Source organism: Salinivibrio sp. MA440 (assembly GCF_001996265.1).
Taxonomy (GTDB): Bacteria; Pseudomonadota; Gammaproteobacteria; order Enterobacterales; family Vibrionaceae; genus Salinivibrio; species Salinivibrio costicola.
Map to the genome: position 1 here is coordinate 1 of NZ_MUFI01000058.1, position 16,977 is coordinate 16,977.

General features: G+C 48.5%; 15 protein-coding genes. 8 read left to right on the top strand and 7 right to left on the bottom strand.

All coding sequences use genetic code 11. The annotated features are described in order from the left end of the window. The first annotated feature begins 110 nt into the window (after positions 1-110). The 4 genes from BZG80_RS14220 (at position 111) to BZG80_RS14235 (ending at position 4,231) form a co-directional block, all read left to right on the top strand. The gene (locus tag BZG80_RS14220) at positions 111-1,736 is read left to right on the top strand and encodes a HAMP domain-containing methyl-accepting chemotaxis protein (protein ID WP_077679660.1); all 1,626 of its coding nucleotides are present in this window, start codon (positions 111-113) and stop codon (positions 1,734-1,736) included. A gap of 163 nt (positions 1,737-1,899) precedes the next feature. Beyond that, entirely contained in the window at positions 1,900-2,595 is a 696-nt protein-coding gene (locus tag BZG80_RS14225) for a pirin family protein (protein WP_077679661.1), read from the top strand. Between the two features lie 102 nt (positions 2,596-2,697). Then, positions 2,698-3,111: an alternative ribosome rescue aminoacyl-tRNA hydrolase ArfB gene (gene arfB / locus BZG80_RS14230; protein WP_021022988.1), complete on the top strand. Its 414-nt coding sequence runs from the start codon at positions 2,698-2,700 to the stop codon at positions 3,109-3,111. Positions 3,112-3,229: 118 nt separating this feature from the next. Beyond that, a complete protein-coding gene (locus BZG80_RS14235; RefSeq protein WP_077460904.1) occupies positions 3,230-4,231 on the top strand; it encodes a substrate-binding domain-containing protein in 1,002 nt (333 codons plus the stop codon). A 21-nt stretch (positions 4,232-4,252) separates the two neighbouring features. On the opposite strand, the gene edd is transcribed toward BZG80_RS14235, so the two are convergent. Then, positions 4,253-6,046 (bottom strand): phosphogluconate dehydratase, encoded by a 1,794-nt coding sequence (gene edd, locus BZG80_RS14240; RefSeq protein ID WP_077679662.1) that lies wholly within the window; start codon positions 6,044-6,046, stop codon positions 4,253-4,255. Then, complete coding sequence (locus BZG80_RS14245) at positions 6,043-6,564, bottom strand: gluconokinase (RefSeq protein ID WP_077576110.1); 522 nt, start codon at positions 6,562-6,564, stop codon at positions 6,043-6,045. The genes edd and BZG80_RS14245 overlap by 4 nt, the downstream gene beginning before the upstream one ends. 152 nt (positions 6,565-6,716) lie before the next feature. Between BZG80_RS14245 and BZG80_RS14250 the strand changes: the two genes are divergently transcribed. From BZG80_RS14250 to BZG80_RS14265, 4 genes are all read left to right on the top strand, one after another. Then, the gene (locus BZG80_RS14250; protein WP_077679663.1) at positions 6,717-8,096 is read left to right on the top strand and encodes a GntP family permease; all 1,380 of its coding nucleotides are present in this window, start codon (positions 6,717-6,719) and stop codon (positions 8,094-8,096) included. Positions 8,097-8,105: 9 nt separating this feature from the next. Next, positions 8,106-8,714 carry a bifunctional 4-hydroxy-2-oxoglutarate aldolase/2-dehydro-3-deoxy-phosphogluconate aldolase gene (locus BZG80_RS14255; protein ID WP_077679664.1) on the top strand — a complete coding sequence of 203 codons (609 nt, stop codon included), beginning with the start codon at positions 8,106-8,108 and terminating at the stop codon, positions 8,712-8,714. A 159-nt stretch (positions 8,715-8,873) separates the two neighbouring features. Continuing rightward, positions 8,874-10,799, top strand: coding sequence for a RecQ family ATP-dependent DNA helicase (locus tag BZG80_RS14260; RefSeq protein WP_077576115.1), 1,926 nt, complete (start codon positions 8,874-8,876; stop codon positions 10,797-10,799). A gap of 230 nt (positions 10,800-11,029) precedes the next feature. Continuing rightward, positions 11,030-12,454, top strand: a complete 1,425-nt coding sequence (locus BZG80_RS14265) for a transporter substrate-binding domain-containing diguanylate cyclase (protein WP_198532318.1) — start codon at positions 11,030-11,032, stop codon at positions 12,452-12,454. 4 nt (positions 12,455-12,458) lie between these two features. On the opposite strand, the gene BZG80_RS14270 is transcribed toward BZG80_RS14265, so the two are convergent. The 5 genes from BZG80_RS14270 to BZG80_RS14290 all read right to left on the bottom strand — a co-directional run bounded on the left by BZG80_RS14270 (position 12,459) and on the right by BZG80_RS14290 (position 16,778). Then, positions 12,459-12,686 carry a DUF2798 domain-containing protein gene (locus tag BZG80_RS14270; protein ID WP_021022980.1) on the bottom strand — a complete coding sequence of 76 codons (228 nt, stop codon included), beginning with the start codon at positions 12,684-12,686 and terminating at the stop codon, positions 12,459-12,461. A gap of 179 nt (positions 12,687-12,865) precedes the next feature. Continuing rightward, complete coding sequence (locus BZG80_RS14275; RefSeq protein WP_021022979.1) at positions 12,866-14,002, bottom strand: M20 family metallopeptidase; 1,137 nt, start codon at positions 14,000-14,002, stop codon at positions 12,866-12,868. A gap of 8 nt (positions 14,003-14,010) precedes the next feature. Next, a complete protein-coding gene (locus tag BZG80_RS14280) occupies positions 14,011-14,478 on the bottom strand; it encodes a YjiG family protein (protein WP_021022978.1) in 468 nt (155 codons plus the stop codon). Further along, positions 14,475-15,212 (bottom strand): nucleoside recognition domain-containing protein, encoded by a 738-nt coding sequence (locus BZG80_RS14285; protein WP_021022977.1) that lies wholly within the window; start codon positions 15,210-15,212, stop codon positions 14,475-14,477. The genes BZG80_RS14280 and BZG80_RS14285 overlap by 4 nt, the downstream gene beginning before the upstream one ends. Before the next feature lie 318 nt (positions 15,213-15,530). After that, the gene (locus tag BZG80_RS14290) at positions 15,531-16,778 is read right to left on the bottom strand and encodes an aromatic amino acid transport family protein (protein ID WP_077679665.1); all 1,248 of its coding nucleotides are present in this window, start codon (positions 16,776-16,778) and stop codon (positions 15,531-15,533) included. Between the last annotated feature and the right edge of the window lie 199 nt (positions 16,779-16,977).

The following is a 16,977-nucleotide window of genomic DNA, read 5'->3' on the forward strand; positions in this document are numbered from 1 at the left end:
CTTCTCTCACAATTAATAATATTTTTATCATCTAAATCGTCTACGCTTAGCTTAATGTTGTTACAAAACACCTTTGCGCTAGTTCATAAGCGCGATGAACAGGAAAGCAGATGATGAAAGATCTTAGTGTTGTCAAAAAAATAGGGCTCAGTTTTATTGCCGTTTTTATCGTTTTTGCCTCCGTTGCCATCATGTTTATGCTCGGCCTATCCACGATAAGTAAAGACATCACACAACTTTCAAACAAAAGTCTCCCCTCGGTATCAATATTAAAAGGCATCCAGGTCGACATCACCAAAGTCCGAAAACATGAATTTTCACTGCTACCAAACAGCGGTAACCCAAAAATATCGCAATGGTTAAACGATCTCGACCAATGGCGTGCCGATGTACAAGCTGGGATCAAAGCTTATCAAGCTCTGGACCTCACATCACAAGAGAAACAATCATTTAATGTGTTTAAGAAAACCTGGAATCAGTACATTAAGGAAACCCAGTCTTATAACCAGCTTTTAAGAAATGACGATCCTGACAAAGCGAATGAAGTCGTGTTAGCCAGTTTTGGGACCTATTCCGATGCGCTAAAAAGCTTGGATAACACACTCGAACTAAACGATGACTTAGTAAAGCAAATTGGGGCAGAAGCCCAGAGTGCAGCAACCGCCGCTCAGATAAATGCAGCCATTGGAACACTTGTGATTATTTTAGTAATTATGGCTGCATCTATTCTGCTTTCTCGCGCTATCTCTCGCCCAGTCGGTAAAGCGCTCGCGTTTGCATCGAGTATTGCCAAAGGTCAGCTCAACAACAAATTTGATGAAAAGGACTTGTCCAAAGATGAGCTTGGCTCCTTACTCAAAGAATTGGTGACGATGCAAAACAATCTTCACGGATTGGTATCAGAAATTAACGATTCTACTATTCAGTTAACTGCCGCCGTTGAAGAAGTGAGTGCGATTTCATCTCAAAATGCGTCAGGTATGCAAAACCAGCAGCAAGAGCTTGGATCGGTGGCGTCAGCGATGACCCAGATGCAAGCCGCTGTCAGTGAAGTGGCACAAAATACCGAAGAAGGCGCAACATCAGCGCATTCGGCAGCAGATATAGCAAAAAAAGGGAGTGGTTCATTAGCCGATGCGATTAGCATTATTGAACGCGTATCTAGATTGATGCAAGACTCAGAGACGTTAACAGAGCAACTTAAAACAAGCTCCGAAGACATTAATGTCGTGGTTGATGTGATTCGTGGTATTGCCGAGCAGACTAATTTACTTGCTTTGAATGCGGCGATAGAAGCAGCCCGTGCCGGTGAGCAAGGCCGAGGGTTTGCTGTGGTAGCCGATGAGGTTCGCTCACTGGCACAGCGTACTCAAGAATCGACCGAGCAAATCGTTAATACCATCGAGACACTGCAAATAAACACGACTAAGGTCCGCGAATCCAGCCATGAATGCCAAGCAGGCATTACGCAATGTGTAGAAACGGTCAGCGATACCGGCGAACAAATGCGGGAAATTGAAGTCTCTGTTGATGATATCGCCCAACGCAGTACCCAAATTGCTACCGCCTGCAGTGAGCAAAGCTCTGTCTCTAACGAGCTTAACCGCAGCGTTGAGAACATTAATAGTGCCTCAACGGAAATGGCCGAGGGGGCAACGCAAACAGCGATTGCCTGTGACCAAATCAGCAATCTTGCGCATAACTTAAAAACACGCATGGAAACATTTAAGCTTTAGTACATTATCTGATGCGTGCTATTTCTCCTGCACAATACTCGTTCAATGTTTTAAAACAAGATGCACAAGATTACGCCGTGTTCGCACGGCGTTTTTGTTTCTACACTGCATCTATTATTCAGCGTCACCGCTGTTCAACATCGAATCAGTGAGGAGAAGCGTTATGATTACAGTACGTCATGCCAGCGATCGCGGTCAGGCCAACTTTGGTTGGCTACAAAGCCGCCATACCTTTTCATTTGGTAGCTATTACGATGCCCATCATATGGGCTTCTCTGCACTACGTGTGATCAATGATGATATCGTTTCGCCCGGCGCGGGCTTTGATACCCATGGACACCGTGATATGGAAATCATCAGTCTGGTGCTGGAAGGAGCAATAGAACACAAAGACAGTCAAGGCAACCGACAAACTCTACCCGCTGGCGAGTTCCAGCTGATGTCGGCTGGGCGTGGTATTTATCACAGTGAATATAATGCCTCGTCATCCCAGCCATTGCGTTTTTTACAGATTTGGATTGAACCTAACGAAAGAGGCGGAGAGCCGGGCTATCAGCAAAAAGATTTTGGCAACCAACCCGGCTTTACCGTCATTGCGACGCCAACGGGTGAGAATGGCTCGTTAAAAATAAAACAAGAGGCACGTTTGCTGCAACTTATCTTGGCGCCGAGTGAGTCTGTTACCTTCGCTTTGGAGGCAGGACGCAACGCCTATGTGCATCAAGTCGCGGGCACTCTTAAGGTTGAAAACACATCTCTTTCTCCCGGTGATGGCGCGAAAGTCGAAGATATCCGTCACATCACCTTTAGTAATGTCGGCAACGAAATCAGCCAAACACTGGTATTTGATTTATCCTAAAGTGCCGATTAACGACTCAAAAAGACTCGGCCTGCTGGCTTATTTGCGCCACAGGCCTAATGCTATGTACACTGCGCGCCTCTTGTTAATATTTGAGGCCGTATGCTGACTCTATCCAACAAAGTAGCGATTCCCGACAGTGAAATCGAGCTCACGGCCATCCGCGCCGCTGGGAAAGGCGGACAAAACGTCAATAAAGTGTCGAGTGCCATTCATTTGCGCTTTGATATTCACGCCTCGTCACTGCCTGATGCCTACAAAGCACGCTTAATGACACTGTCCGATTCACGCATCTCCAAAGACGGCGTCGTGGTGATAAAAGCGCAAAACTACCGCACCCAAGAGCTAAACCGAGAAGACGCGTTAGAACGCCTCGCTGCGCTAATTAAAAGCGCGATGGTGGAGCAGAAAAAACGCAAGCCAACTCGGCCAACCAAAGCGTCACAACGTCGCCGCGTAGAATCCAAAAAGCGTAAGAGCCAGACTAAGTCTTTGCGCGGTAAAGTGGCGCCTTAATTCAAAATCGTCAGTGTGCGTTCTCAATAAAGACCTAATTCCACCTACCAGTTTTTCTTGCTAATCGGCGGTCAGATTGCTCTAATGTTACATGTAACATTTTCGGCTAGTGCATGAGATGACAGAAAAAAGAAACCGGGCCACCTTACAAGATATTGCTGACCGCGTCGGGATGACCAAAATGACAGTCTCGCGCTATATGCGCAATCCGGAGTCAGTCGCCCCTGCGACACGCGACAAGATTGCGGCGGTGATTGAAGAATTGGGATACATACAAAATCGTGTGCCCGCGATGTTATCTAAATCATCGAGCAAAGCCATTGGAATTGTGCTTCCTTCATTGTCTAACCAAGTCTTTGCTCATTTAGTCCAGGGCATTGAACGCGTGACTAAGGCACATGGCTACGACATTTTGATTACACACGCTGGCTATAGCGAGCAGGCAGAGGAAGAGAAAATTGCCTCTTTGCTCTCTTATCAAGTGGATGGCTTAATCCTCACTGAAACTAACCACACCCCACGTACGTTACAAATGTTAAAAACCGCCGCCATTCCTGTGGTAGAAACCATGGAGCTTCCAGAAACGCCGATTGATATGGCAGTTGGGCTTGATCATGAGCAAGCCGCTTATGATGCAGTTCAAACGATGATCAACAAAGATAAAACGCAGATTGTGTATTTGGCGGCTCGTCTGGATACCCGCACTCAGCTGCGGCAAAAAGGGTACGAACGCGCGATGACACAGGCAGGACTCACTCCTCGCTGTGTTGCCACCGAGGAGCATTCTTCATTCAGCTTAGGCGAGACCTTACTTAACCAAACCTTGGCTCAGTATCCAGATTGTGACGGGCTGTTTTGTACCAATGATGACCTCGCCGTCGGTGCGTTACTTGCCTGTAAACAGCAGGACATTGAGGTACCTAAAACGCTTAGCATTGTCGGCTACAATGCGTTGGATATTGGCACTGTGGTCAGCCCAAGACTCACCAGTGTCGCGACGCCCCGAGAGTTAATCGGTGAGCGCAGCGCGACACTTTTGATTCAAGCATTAAGCGGTGAAACTATCACCGAAAAAGTGCATGCTATCCCACACACCATCACAGACGGTGGCAGCTTGTAACCATCACGGTTGACCGAGCGATCACGGAAATAGATACGTCGCTCCTTCATCGGCGCGAGACACCTGCTGACGCGCCGCAGCAAACAAATCACGTCCCCAGGTTGTAGCAGCTTGAGGCGTATTAGCTACATATCGTTGAGATAAGTCAGCATGGCAGGTCAATACGCCAGTATTCGCGTCCAATGTGATCAGATCGCCGTCTTGAATGGACGCCAACGCACCGCCATGCATGGCTTCCGGGCAGACATGCAAGGCCGCAGGGACTTTGCCTGACGCGCCGGATAACCGGCCATCTGTTACCAGTGCGACCTGATAACCCATTTTTTGCACATTGCCGAGAATAGGCATGAGTTTATGGAGCTCTGGCATCCCATTAGCAGCAGGGCCATTAAAACGCACCACCACAATCACATCTTGGTTGAGCTCACCGCGTTGATAGGCCTGCTCGACCTCGTGCTGACACTCAAACACCCGTGCGGGCGCACAAACTACGCGATGCGCGGGATCAACCGCTGAGACTTTGATCACCGCGTTACCCATATTGCCAGACAGCATGCGCAAACCACTAGTTGCACTGAAGTGTAAACCGGGCTGGGCAATGACCGCTGTGTCGGTTGATGGGGTGGCGGTTTCCCAAACAAGCTGCCCCTGATCTAATCGTGGTGTGGTCAGCTGGTCGCTAAATTGGCCGACGGCAGGCAAGGTATCGGCATGCAATAACCCTAGCGCATGTAAGTGAGCCATTAAAGTCGGTACGCCTCCGGCCGCTTCAAAGGCATTAATATCGGCCGGCCCATTGGGGTAGACTCGAGTCAGCAAGGGCACTATACGAGAGAGCGCATCAATATCTTCCCACGTTAGGATAATCCCTGCTGCTCGCGCCATGGCCACCAAATGGATGGTATGATTGGTGCTGCCGCCTGAAGCCAACAACGCAACCACACCATTCACCACGCTTTTTTCAGTCACCACATCGGCTAATGATCGGTAAGTTGCACTTCCGGCACACTGAGAGGCTAACGCTGTCGCTGCATAGCAAGTCAACGCTTGGCGCAACGCTGAATCTGGTGGGACAAAAGCAGCGCCAGGTAAGATTAATCCCATCGCCTCGAGCACCAGTTGATTGGTATTGGCCGTGCCATAGAAGGTGCAGGTTCCCGGGCTGTGATAAGCCTGACATTCCATGGCGAGTAGTGCGTCTTTGCCTACTTCGCCTGCCGCATAGGCTTGACGCACCGCCACTTTTTGATCATTGCTGGTGCCCGTTGTCATTGGGCCGGAGGGAATAAATAAGGTAGGTAAATGGGCGTAGGCCAGCGCGCCCATCAATTGTCCCGGTGCAATTTTATCGCATACACCCAGCAATAATGTTGCGTCATACACATTGTGACTCAGCGATATCGCAGTCGCCTGTGCAATCACATCACGTGAAAACAACGATATTTCCATTCCCGGTTGGCCTTGGGTCACTCCATCACACATCGCAGGCACACAACCTGCCACTTGCGCGGTATGACCTAACGGCAGCAAAGCGGCTTTGATCTGATCAGGGTAGTCAGCATAGGGCGCGTGCGCGCTCAGCATATCGTTATAGGCGCTGATAATCGCCACATTGGCGGTGGTCATATCCAGCATGTGCTGTTTGTCTTGTTGGCACGACGCCGCCACCGCATGCGCCATGTTACCGCAAGACAGACTGGTACGCGCTTTCCCGGTATCGGCTTGCTGTTGAGTCCGATGCAAAAACGCGATGCGCGTCGGTTGGCTGCGCTGGCATAACGCCTCTGTCACTGCCATCAATGTCGGATGTGTCATTCGGCATCCTCCTTGTCTTTTAAAGCGTTCACTGCACGTGTCACCACAGTATCAATGTCTGCATCAATGCCGACTCGGACCACATCAGGCTCATCGTCACCCGGCACCTCCAACGTGGCAAACTGGCTATCCAGCATATGGGTTTTCATAAAATGCCCTTTGCGCGCTCGAAGCCTTGCGAGGATCAACGCATAATCTCCGTCCAAAAACAAAAAGGTAACGTTCTGATTGCCATCTCGGATCTGGTCTCGATAGCGGCGCTTTAAGGCTGAACACACAATCACGCCATATTCATGTTTATGCTCCAAACTAAAAGCGGCATCGCTAATCCGGCCCAGCCAGGGAGTTCGGTCATGATCATCAAGCGGCTTACCCGTCGCCATTTTTTCGATATTCGCACGCGGGTGTAAGTCGTCTCCATCAATAAACTTTGCCCCTAAGCGCTGTGCCAACTTTGCGCCAAGGGTGCTTTTCCCCGAGCCACTGACGCCCATCACAATCACACTGCCAATTGCCATACCCACTCCTTAGCGAGATTTTAACCAGATCTCATTTTTGATAACGCATTCAATAATTGTCTTTATCTTAGTGTGGTTACCGGTAACATGTTACCGGTAACGTTGAGATTTGTGAAGTTTAACACAAACATCCTGGTCGGAAGAGGTGAGCCATGGAACTACTCGCACAAAGCCCTGAACCCACTACTTTACTCTTGATAGCATTGGGCGCTATCGCGTTGTTATTACTACTGATAATGAAACTTAAGGTGCATGCGTTTGCATCACTCACATTGGTCAGCTTAATCACTGCTTTGGCCACGGGGATCCCTACCGATAAGGTAGTGCCGGCCATGATGACAGGGTTTGGCGGCACCCTGGCGTCGGTCGCCTTGCTCGTTGGGCTCGGCGCCATGATTGGTAAAATTCTCGAAGTCACCGGTGGTGCAAATGTATTGGCCGATACGCTGATCGACCGCTTTGGCGAAGCCCGTGCTCCGTTTGCACTGGGTATCGCTTCTCTACTATTTGGCTTTCCGATCTTCTTTGATGCGGGGCTGATTGTGATGATGCCCATTATGTTTAGTGTCGCGAAACGTTTAGGTGGCTCACCGATAAAGTATGCCCTACCCGTCGCGGGTGCATTTGCGGTTATGCATACCTTCGTTCCCCCGCACCCCGGCCCCGTTGCGGCCTCAGATTTACTCGGCGCAGATATGGGTCTTCTCTTGGTCGTTGGGCTACTGGTTTCGCTACCCACTTGGTATCTAGGCGGTTATTTATTTGGTTTGTATGCCGGCAAGAAATTCAATATTCCCCTTGCGAAGGCGTTTTTAAATACAGAAGTGATGTTTAAAAACAAAAAGGACCATCCCACCTTTTCTACGGTGCTGATGATCTTACTCCTACCTGTCATGCTAATTTTCCTCGACACAGGCTTAAACGCACTCAGTGTTGCAGGTATCGTTGACGGCGAAAACCCATGGGTTGGTTTTCTGCGTATGCTGGGTAAAACACCGGTTGCACTGCTCATCACCCTATTGACCTGTTTGCTGGTCTTCGGCCAAAAGCTGGGTAAGAGTAAAATGGAAAAGCTGTGCTCTGATTCGTTAGCACCAATTTGTGCCGTCATTTTGGTGACCGGCGCCGGCGGCATGTTTGGGGGTGTTTTGCGCGCGAGCGGTATCGGTCAGGCACTTGCCACCATGCTATCAGACACGGGTATGCCAATCATTTTGGCCGCATTCGTGATTGCCACCTGCTTGCGCGTTGCACAAGGATCCGCCACCGTCGCACTCACCACCACGGCCGCACTCATTGCGCCCACCGTGTCGCATACTGTGGGTTTATCTCAACTCGATTTATGTTTTATTGTCATTGCGATTGCAGGTGGAGCAACCGTTTTATCGCATTTCAACGACTCGGGTTTTTGGCTCGTATCACGTTTGCTCGAAATGGATGAAAAAACCACGCTAAAAACTTGGACTGTGATGGAAACCCTGCTCGGGACTATCGCGTTTGTTATCGTAGCGCTATTAAGCATTTTACTATAAGGGAATCCCATGACTGAACTACACCAACGTCTCAAGGCAATTCGCATTGTGCCGGTGATTGCGATTAATAATGCGGACGATGCCGTCCCACTCGCCAAAACCTTGGTCGACAATGGCTTACCGTGCGCCGAAATTACCTTTCGTACCGACGCGGCTGTCAGTGCTATCCGCCAAATGCGCGATGCCTATCCCGAGCTACTGATTGGTGCCGGAACGGTACTGACGCCTGCACAAGTCGATGCTGCGATTGACGCTGGGGCGGATTTTATTGTTAGCCCTGGGCTTAATCCCACTACAGTAAAACATTGCCAACAACGTGGGATTGCCATCGTCCCTGGGATCAACAACCCGAGTTTGGTCGAGCAAGCCATGGAACTTGGTCTTGATACGTTGAAGTTTTTCCCCGCGGAAGCGTCGGGAGGCATTGCGATGTTAAAAGCGCTATCTGCGGTGTACCCGGTCAGCTTTATGCCAACCGGCGGCGTGAGTGAAGAAAACGTGAACGATTATCTCGCGTTGCCCTCTGTACTGGCATGTGGCGGTACTTGGATGGTGCCCGCCAAGTTGATTGATGAGCAAAGGTGGGATGAGATCGCAGCACTGATTAAGGCGCTGTGATAGCTCTCGCATCCGTTAAGAAAAGATCGACCCCACTTATTGAAGATAATGGGGTCGCTCGCACGCATACCGCCTGTGCTTGCAACCTCGGCACATAGCCGATACCTTTTCCCGCCTGTTCATAAACAGACACTTGGTTAAAAGTAGGGGAAAGACGGCATGTTGGCACAAGCACTTGAGCAAATTTTTGGGTTTTCGTCATTTCGTGCGGGACAAGAAGCAGTGATCTCGCAGGTGATGCAAGGTGAATCGGCCTGTGCGATCTTTCCCACCGGTGCAGGTAAATCATTATGCTATCAATTGCCGGCCACACAGCTGCCCCACTTAACATTGGTGATTTCGCCTTTGCTGGCATTAATGCATGATCAACTTGCATTTATGACCCGCAAAGGCATCCCAGCGGCCACCATCGATTCAACGCAGACACCCGAACAAACCAAACAAGTGATGGATCAAGTCCGTCGCGGCGACATCAAGGTACTGATGATTTCAGTCGAGCGTTTGAATAACGAACGTTTTCGCCAGTTTATCACTCCTATCCCGATCTCGTTATTGGTGGTGGATGAAGCGCATTGTATCTCTGAATGGGGACACAATTTTCGTCCTGATTACCTCAAACTCCCTGCTTACCGACAGCAATTAAATATTCCGCAAGTCTTGCTTCTCACCGCCACCGCAACGCCGGCTGTGGTTGAGGATATGCAGACGAAGTTTGCCATCCCGGCAAATAACATCACATTAACGGGGTTTTATCGTCCTAACCTGCATCTAAATGTGGTCGCCGTGGAAGAGACGCAAAAACGGCAAGCGCTGGTTGAGCAGTTAAAGCCCGACCCCGATTTGCCGACCGTCATTTATGTCACCCAGCAGCAGACCGCGGAGAATATCGCCCAGTGGTTACAATCCCAGCATATATCCGCGACAGCTTACCATGCCGGTATGAGTCACGATGTTCGCGTGTCGATACAAGAGGCATTTATGTCGGGCCAATCGCCATGTATTGTTGCGACCATCGCCTTTGGGATGGGCGTCGATAAGGCGGATATTCGCCGTGTCATCCATTTTGATTTGCCGAAGTCGATTGAAAACTACAGCCAAGAAATTGGCCGCGCGGGACGGGATGGTCACAAGGCGACCTGCACGGTACTCGCTAACCAGTCGAGTCTGAATGTACTAGAGAATTTTATCTACGGCGATACGCCAGACAAAATGGCGATTCAGGGGTTACTGGAAGAAGTACAACAGGCCGGTCAACAATGGGAAGTCATGCTCCATAGTCTTTCACGGACATATAATATTCGGCTCTTACCGCTTAAAACCTTGCTCGTTTATTTAGAGATGGCCGGCGTGATCACCAGCCAATACAGTTACTTTGCCGATGTGAAATTCCAGTGTGTGGAGTCACCCGCCGCCATTACGGCCAAATTCCATGGTGAGCGACGCGAATTTGTTGCCCAGCTATTTGCATGCGCGATCAAAGCAAAAACCTGGTACAAGATGGATTTCCAACAACTGTGGCAACGCTTTGGAGCAGAAAGAAAGCGCGCGTTAACTGCATTGGAGTACTTTCACGAACAAGGTTGGTTATCACTCGCGACACAACAAGCCACACAAGTGTTTGGCGTGAACACCCACGAGATTGATATTCACGATCAAGCTGAGACGCTGTATGCCCTTTTTGCCAAAAAAGAACAGAGCGAGCTTGCCCGCATCAACCAATTACTGACCTTGTTATCTTCTTCAACCTGTATTAGTCAGCGCCTTGCCGACTATTTTGGTGATCATGCGGCACCAACCACCTGTGGTCATTGCTCGGTATGCCAAGGCGAGATCGCCCATTTACCTCCGCGCCCAGAATTACCGGCGATCGATGCGCAAGCGTTATCCTCATGGTGTCAGCACTTTGCGGCTGCTTGCGACGGCACGCCAACTTCGGCGGCAATGACGCGCTTTTTACTCGGCCTATCGTCACCGCTTCATACCAAAATTAAGGCGAAGGCCATACCTGGGTTTGGCGCCCTTGCATCTTATCCGTTTCAAACTATCAAAGAACAGGTGATCGCTGATCACGATACCTATCATTAAGAAGTGGCGATTTGATTCATTGACCTTTGCGTGCGTTAACACCCGTTTAAGCGGCTAGCCGAACAATCTCAGTGTTATGCAACAGCCGCGATCACCTTTATAACCCTATAGTTATAAGAAAACGAGACAAATTTATCCCAGAAGTTAAGAATTTATTCATATACTGATGATAAAGACGTGATGCGGTGACCACCGCACACTTAATGTATTGCCATATTCAGGGTTTATTTATGCTGCATTCTGGGGCGTTGTATGTTTTGGCCCGCCAAATTGTTTTTACACTGTGCGTTGGCGTGTTGTTATCGATAAGCCCCAGCGCTCACTCTGATAACAGCGAACAACCTGAGTCACAAAAACCTGTTTTAAAGGTGGCTAATTCGCATGCATGGCGTCCATTTTCTTATCTCAATAGCAACCAAGAACCCAGAGGGATCTTGATTGACTTTTGGAAAGAATTTGGCGACCGCAATGGCTATGATATCGAGTTTCTATTGACCGATTGGCAAACGTCAATCGATTTAGTGCGTACCGGTCAAGCTGATGTGCACGCTGGGCTCCTTCAGTCACCGGAGCGGTTGCAATTCATGGATTTTGGCACGCCTCTATTTGCCATTGATACGCAAGTATTTTTCAGTCAATCCATGATGGGCACGTCTGCTGACTTTGTCCTTTCTGGTGAGACCGAACATAAGATTGGCGTGGTACAAGGCGGGTACGAAGAAGAGTTTATGAGCGCTAACTTTCCAGACGTAGCATTGCAGCTTTTCCCGAATAACCAAGCCATGCTTGATGCGGCATTATCTGAAAAAATTCAAGCATTTGTGGCCGACCTGCAAGTGGCAAATTATCACCTTTATACCACCACGAACCACAACCTTTTTATCCCTGTCAGGCACCTTTATACAGAGATGCTGCACGCTGGATTTGCGAAAGGCAACGCGGCATTACTTAATCGCATAGACAATAAATTTGCTTGGTTAGATGACGATACTAAACGCCAGCTACTCAATCGCTGGGTATATTATGACGTTGAAACGGTTTACCCTACACATTTATTTCCTGCTTTAGTCGCTATCAGTATTTTTATCGTTACCAGTTACATTGTCTTACTTAAGCGAACGGTCAAACAAAAAACGCGCGCGCTACAAACAGCCAACGATATGCTTCAAGATCAAGCCATTACCGACTCATTAACGCTGTTGCGCAATCGCCGGTATTTTTATCAATACCTCTATGACTTGGATAAAACGAGAGGCGACATCGCACTAATGGTTTTTGATATTGATGACTTTAAAGCATTTAACGATGGTTTTGGTCATGCTCATGGGGATGAAGTGCTCTGTTTTGTGGCTAAAACGGCGACAACTCTATTGCCGAAAGATGCCATTATCGCCCGTATTGGCGGCGAGGAATTTGCAATACTCCAATACTTCTCAAGTGCAGAGGGCGCCTTGGCACAAGCAAGGGTTTTATGTGAAGAGATTGCGCGACAGAGTTTAGCGTTATTTAATCACGCGTCTAAGCCTGTCACGATCAGTTTAGGCGTTGCTTATTATCCTAGCGGCATGCCTCACAGTGAAATTATCGATGCTGACAAAGCCATGTACCAAGCCAAAAAACAGGGTAAAAACTGCGCGGTTCTACACGTGCTGTAACCCTTTACTCGCGGCTACACAACCACTGAGCTAATCGTTGAACATGTCTTGACGAAACAAAAATAATAGTAAACGCAATGGGCCAAGCAACGATAAAGGCCTCTAACCAACGCCAAACAAACCCACTGCTCAGCCCGGTATTCACAGCGGTGATTACCGCTGTCATCAACGTCACCATTAACACTGACATCAGAAACGGCGCAACAATAGGGAAAAATCGTTTTGGTAACATACACACCCAATAATTTAGCAAGTACTAATGCTTATAGTAAATGAGCAAGCAGAAATAACAAGTGGTGTTACTGCGTCGATCAACTATAGCAGATCAACTTCCCCCCTAATTTGTAATATGACATGGTCACTTGATGGGAAACGCCATCGCGGCTACCGCTTATTGTAGCCGCGCAATGTTTAGACTGTTTTTTGCTCTGCTAAACGTGATAACACTCGAGTGAGCAAGCGGATCCTTGGTTCAATGGAGTCGAGTTGCAAATACTCACCATCACTATGGAAGTTGGCTCCTACTGGGCCAAATCCATCTAAACTAGGGATCCCCAATGCTGCGGTATTATTGGCATCGGAGCCGCCGCCCACCGCTTTCCAATGGATAGGCACGGTTTCCTCAAAGGCTGCCGCTTCAACAAGACCCATCAAGTGTTCCGTTTCAGGGGTCGGCACCATCGCTGGTTTATAGGCTTCGCGAACCAATTCAATGGTGACATCGGGGGTGTAAGGGTGAGAGGCGCGCGCTTGAATGGCTTGATCAAGCGCGCAATAAGCATTGTTGTCCCAGAACCTGACGTCAACCAGTGCCGATGCATAAGCAGCGACAATATTCGCCCCCGCTCCACCTTCAATCAAACCAGCATTAATACTGGTACCGGCCTCTAGATCTTTCATACTATCGAGGGTCACCAGCCAATGAGCTAACTCTGTAATCGCGCTACGTCCTTTTTCTGGCTCGTTACCAGCATGAGCGGCACGACCTGAAACGGCAATTTTATAACGCGCCATGCCTTTACGCGCTTTTACTAAGCCACCATCTGCGCGGGCCGCCTCTGCCACCAGCACATAGCGTGCATCACGAGCAACGGACTCAAGCCAGGTACTGGAATGTATCGAACCCACCTCTTCATCCGGGTTCATGCAGACACAAATGCTCAATGCATCACGTTCTGCTTGCGGCAATGCGCGCAGTGCATACACGATATTAAGCAAGCCTGATTTCATGTCTGATACACCGGGACCGTATGCGAAGCCGTCCTCCACATGCATGGGACGCTCTGCCGCCGTCCCCTGAGGAAAGACCGTATCCATGTGACCAATCAGCATCACATCGATATGTGGATGGGTTGGCTGGTTGCGAATTTCCAATCCAATCCCTGCCTCTCCACATTCCACTCGCTTAATATGCCATCCTGCCATTTGCTCATATTTATCGGCCATTAGGGCCGCAATCACCTCAATACCTTCTCGTTGAAAGGTGCCACAGTCGATATTGACTAGAGGCGCCAACTCATCTAGGTAGCGTTGCAAAGAAAACGTCATCATGCCTCCTAAAGTAAAAGATTCATCACCCACATGGCGCCAAAAGCATTCAGAATAGAAATGCCGACCATAATAGGGATGTAGCGGCCTTCAGTGCCAATCGGGCCCATTACTCGGCCAATGTATTGCACTTGCGAACCCATTAAATAAATAGCAGGAACCAAGATAGCGATATGGGTACCGGTGAGAATGCCTTGGTCAAACAAAGTGATCACGACACCAACAGCGCCTCCCATCGACATCCATGCCCCCATTAGCACTGCGGCGGCTTCACCGGGTAATCCGAATACAGCCATCACAGGTGCAAACACATCGCCCATCAAGGCCAGTAGGCCGGTAATTTGAAGTGCTTTGATAATCACAAACGCCATGACAACATTAGGCACGGTTGATGTTGTTGCAATATGCCAACCTTTCTTAGCGCCTTCGACAAAGATGTCAGTGATCATCGGTTTACTGGTAGAAGACTGGGTCATGATGCGTGCTCCTCTTGATAGGATTGTGTCTTTTCTCGCTGCGGTCCTTTGCCCTCAGTTATATTGAGGTACAAACGAAAGACATTGGCACCAATGAACTTAAATAAGAAGATCACGCCAATAGCAAGACCAATTGACGATGTCACCGCTAACGAACCGTCTGACATGGTTAAAGTAAAAAGTACCGCACCCGAGGAAAAAAAGTTGACGATGGTTGCGCCTGCCGTGAACTGAAACATGGTGAATACATCGGTTTCACGCTTGGTCAGGTAACCCTCATCTTTCAATTGACGAGTCATCGCTGCGCCAGCATCTGTGCTTTGCATGGAGGCAATCAGTGCTAGTCCTGAATTTCCAGGAATGCCTAATACAGGTTTAAGAAGAGGCGTTAAGAGTTTGCGCGCGGCATCAAGCGCTCCATAGTGCTCAAGTACACCAATCATACCCAGCGCAAACATCACGGTAGGAATTAAGGTCAACGCAAAAATGAAACCATCACGCGCACCGCTCCCGCCCTTACCGCGAAGTGATGTTGTTGCCACCTCTACCGTGCCGTCTGTCGCAGTCGTGGCCTGATACGCAACTTGTCCGAACGAACCATTCAAGGTGGTAAAGTCGAACACGCCGTACCATTGATTGGATTGTAACAATCCCGAGAAAAACACCACAGCGAATACCAGTGCCAAGTAACATCCCCATGTCACTTGCCGATCTGTATCGGTTGGATGTGTCATAAACAGCCCTCATGATCAATGAACATTGACCTCATCATCGGCGCTGACACACAAACAAAGATTGATAATTATCAATTTATCCCACAAGTAATAGGCTAGCAGTTACATAATATGAGCTCATTCATAAGCTGACAAACAAAGTCAAAGAAAACAGAAATGAATGTGACTTTAAAGGCTGATTTAAATGCATTTATATGTCACAACTGAGAGATATGCGCAGAGAACATCGGATAAGAAAACCGCTTATAATAGATTAGAAAATATAACCCAAAAAGCGCCCAGTGGGCGCTTTTTAAATGGATGATTACGAATACTTAATTAGCCCATCAGGTTATAAAGCAATGCTGATATCGCAAGCATCCCTGTGATGAAGATAAAGTAAGTACCTACTTGCCCACGATACTGCGCCAGGGCTTTGACCTTGTAAGCGGCAACCGTTGGCATAATGAACAAGATCATCGCAATCACAGGCCCAGACAATGCACCCATCATGTCAAGGATACTGGGGTTGATCACGGCACAGCCCCAAATAGCAAAAAACATCACGATGACGCCCAGTTTGTCGGCGCTTTTGTAAGTGAGTTTACTGTGCTTCGTCACCAAGCCGTTCAAACTTTCACGCGCGCCAAGGAAGTGTCCCAAAAACGATGAAGTAATCGCAATGAAAGCAACCAAAGGCCCCAAGGTACCAATAAACGGGTTATGGGTGACATTAGCAAGATACGACAATACAGACACATTTTGTGCTTTTGCTTCTGCCATTTGTGCTGGGGTGAGTGTCAACACACACGAGAACACAAACAGCAACACAAAAGCCACCAGCATAATACCGGCACGTTTAAGAATTTGCTCTGACTTACCTTGAGCCTCGTCGCCGTAATGCCGGCGCTGAATGTTGGCAAAGCTAGAAATCGCCGCTGCATGGCTAAACGAGAAAATCACCACAGGCACCGCCAACCAAAGACTCATACCCAGCTCACCCATCGGCGGTAAACTGAGATTAGGCGTTTGCCACGATGGAACAAGATAAAAAGACAGAAACGCCAGAATGGCAACCAACGGATAAACCATCGCCGCGAACGCACGCAGCATCAGGCGTTCACCACCCAACATGATCGCAATCATACCAGCGACTAGTACACCCGACAGCAACACGCGATTTGGTGATACCCATCCCAGTTGGTTGACTAAAAAGCTATCAACCGTGTTGGTCAGCCCAACGCCGTATATCAATAAAATGGGGAAAATAGAGAGGAAATACAGCATCGAAATCATACGTCCGACATTGGCGCCGAAATGTTCTGCGACGACATCGGTGAAATCGGCATCGTTGTGACGCGACGATAATACAAAGCGCGCTAGACCCCGGTGCGCCATATACGTCATCGGAAACGCTAGTACCGCCATAATAATCAGCGGCCAAAAGCCCCCCATTCCTAGGTTAATGGGTAGAAACAAAATTCCGGCACCGACCGCGGTTCCAAACAAGCTAAGCGCCCAATGGGTGTCATGCTGGGTCCAACGGTGCGATACACTTTTTGAGGAGRTATCTATAGTCTGGTTCACGTCAAACTCTCTTAGTTATAATATTTTGTGCGGTTGCATAGTACCGAGTTCGACCTAAACTATCACATATATGTAATAGATATATGTCCTAATTGTATCACCAAAAACACACAAATCCAGCTGGGCTATTCTTCAAATGGCAGCATAAACAACCAATAAATTGACAAATAATCAGAACAATATTCCAAATTATTTATAT

Bases quoted from the DNA above. Each gene is read 5' to 3' on its own strand.
- BZG80_RS14220 (WP_077679660.1), top strand. From the start codon at position 111: ATGATGAAAGATCTTAGTGTTGTCAAAAAAATAGGGCTCAGTTTTATT.
- BZG80_RS14225 (WP_077679661.1), top strand. From the start codon at position 1,900: ATGATTACAGTACGTCATGCCAGCGATCGCGGTCAGGCCAACTTTGGT.
- arfB (WP_021022988.1), top strand. From the start codon at position 2,698: ATGCTGACTCTATCCAACAAAGTAGCGATTCCCGACAGTGAAATCGAG.
- BZG80_RS14235 (WP_077460904.1), top strand. From the start codon at position 3,230: ATGACAGAAAAAAGAAACCGGGCCACCTTACAAGATATTGCTGACCGC.
- edd (WP_077679662.1), bottom strand. From the start codon at position 6,046: ATGACACATCCGACATTGATGGCAGTGACAGAGGCGTTATGCCAGCGC.
- BZG80_RS14245 (WP_077576110.1), bottom strand. From the start codon at position 6,564: ATGGCAATTGGCAGTGTGATTGTGATGGGCGTCAGTGGCTCGGGGAAA.
- BZG80_RS14250 (WP_077679663.1), top strand. From the start codon at position 6,717: ATGGAACTACTCGCACAAAGCCCTGAACCCACTACTTTACTCTTGATA.
- BZG80_RS14255 (WP_077679664.1), top strand. From the start codon at position 8,106: ATGACTGAACTACACCAACGTCTCAAGGCAATTCGCATTGTGCCGGTG.
- BZG80_RS14260 (WP_077576115.1), top strand. From the start codon at position 8,874: ATGTTGGCACAAGCACTTGAGCAAATTTTTGGGTTTTCGTCATTTCGT.
- BZG80_RS14265 (WP_198532318.1), top strand. From the start codon at position 11,030: ATGCTGCATTCTGGGGCGTTGTATGTTTTGGCCCGCCAAATTGTTTTT.
- BZG80_RS14270 (WP_021022980.1), bottom strand. From the start codon at position 12,686: ATGTTACCAAAACGATTTTTCCCTATTGTTGCGCCGTTTCTGATGTCA.
- BZG80_RS14275 (WP_021022979.1), bottom strand. From the start codon at position 14,002: ATGACGTTTTCTTTGCAACGCTACCTAGATGAGTTGGCGCCTCTAGTC.
- BZG80_RS14280 (WP_021022978.1), bottom strand. From the start codon at position 14,478: ATGACCCAGTCTTCTACCAGTAAACCGATGATCACTGACATCTTTGTC.
- BZG80_RS14285 (WP_021022977.1), bottom strand. From the start codon at position 15,212: ATGACACATCCAACCGATACAGATCGGCAAGTGACATGGGGATGTTAC.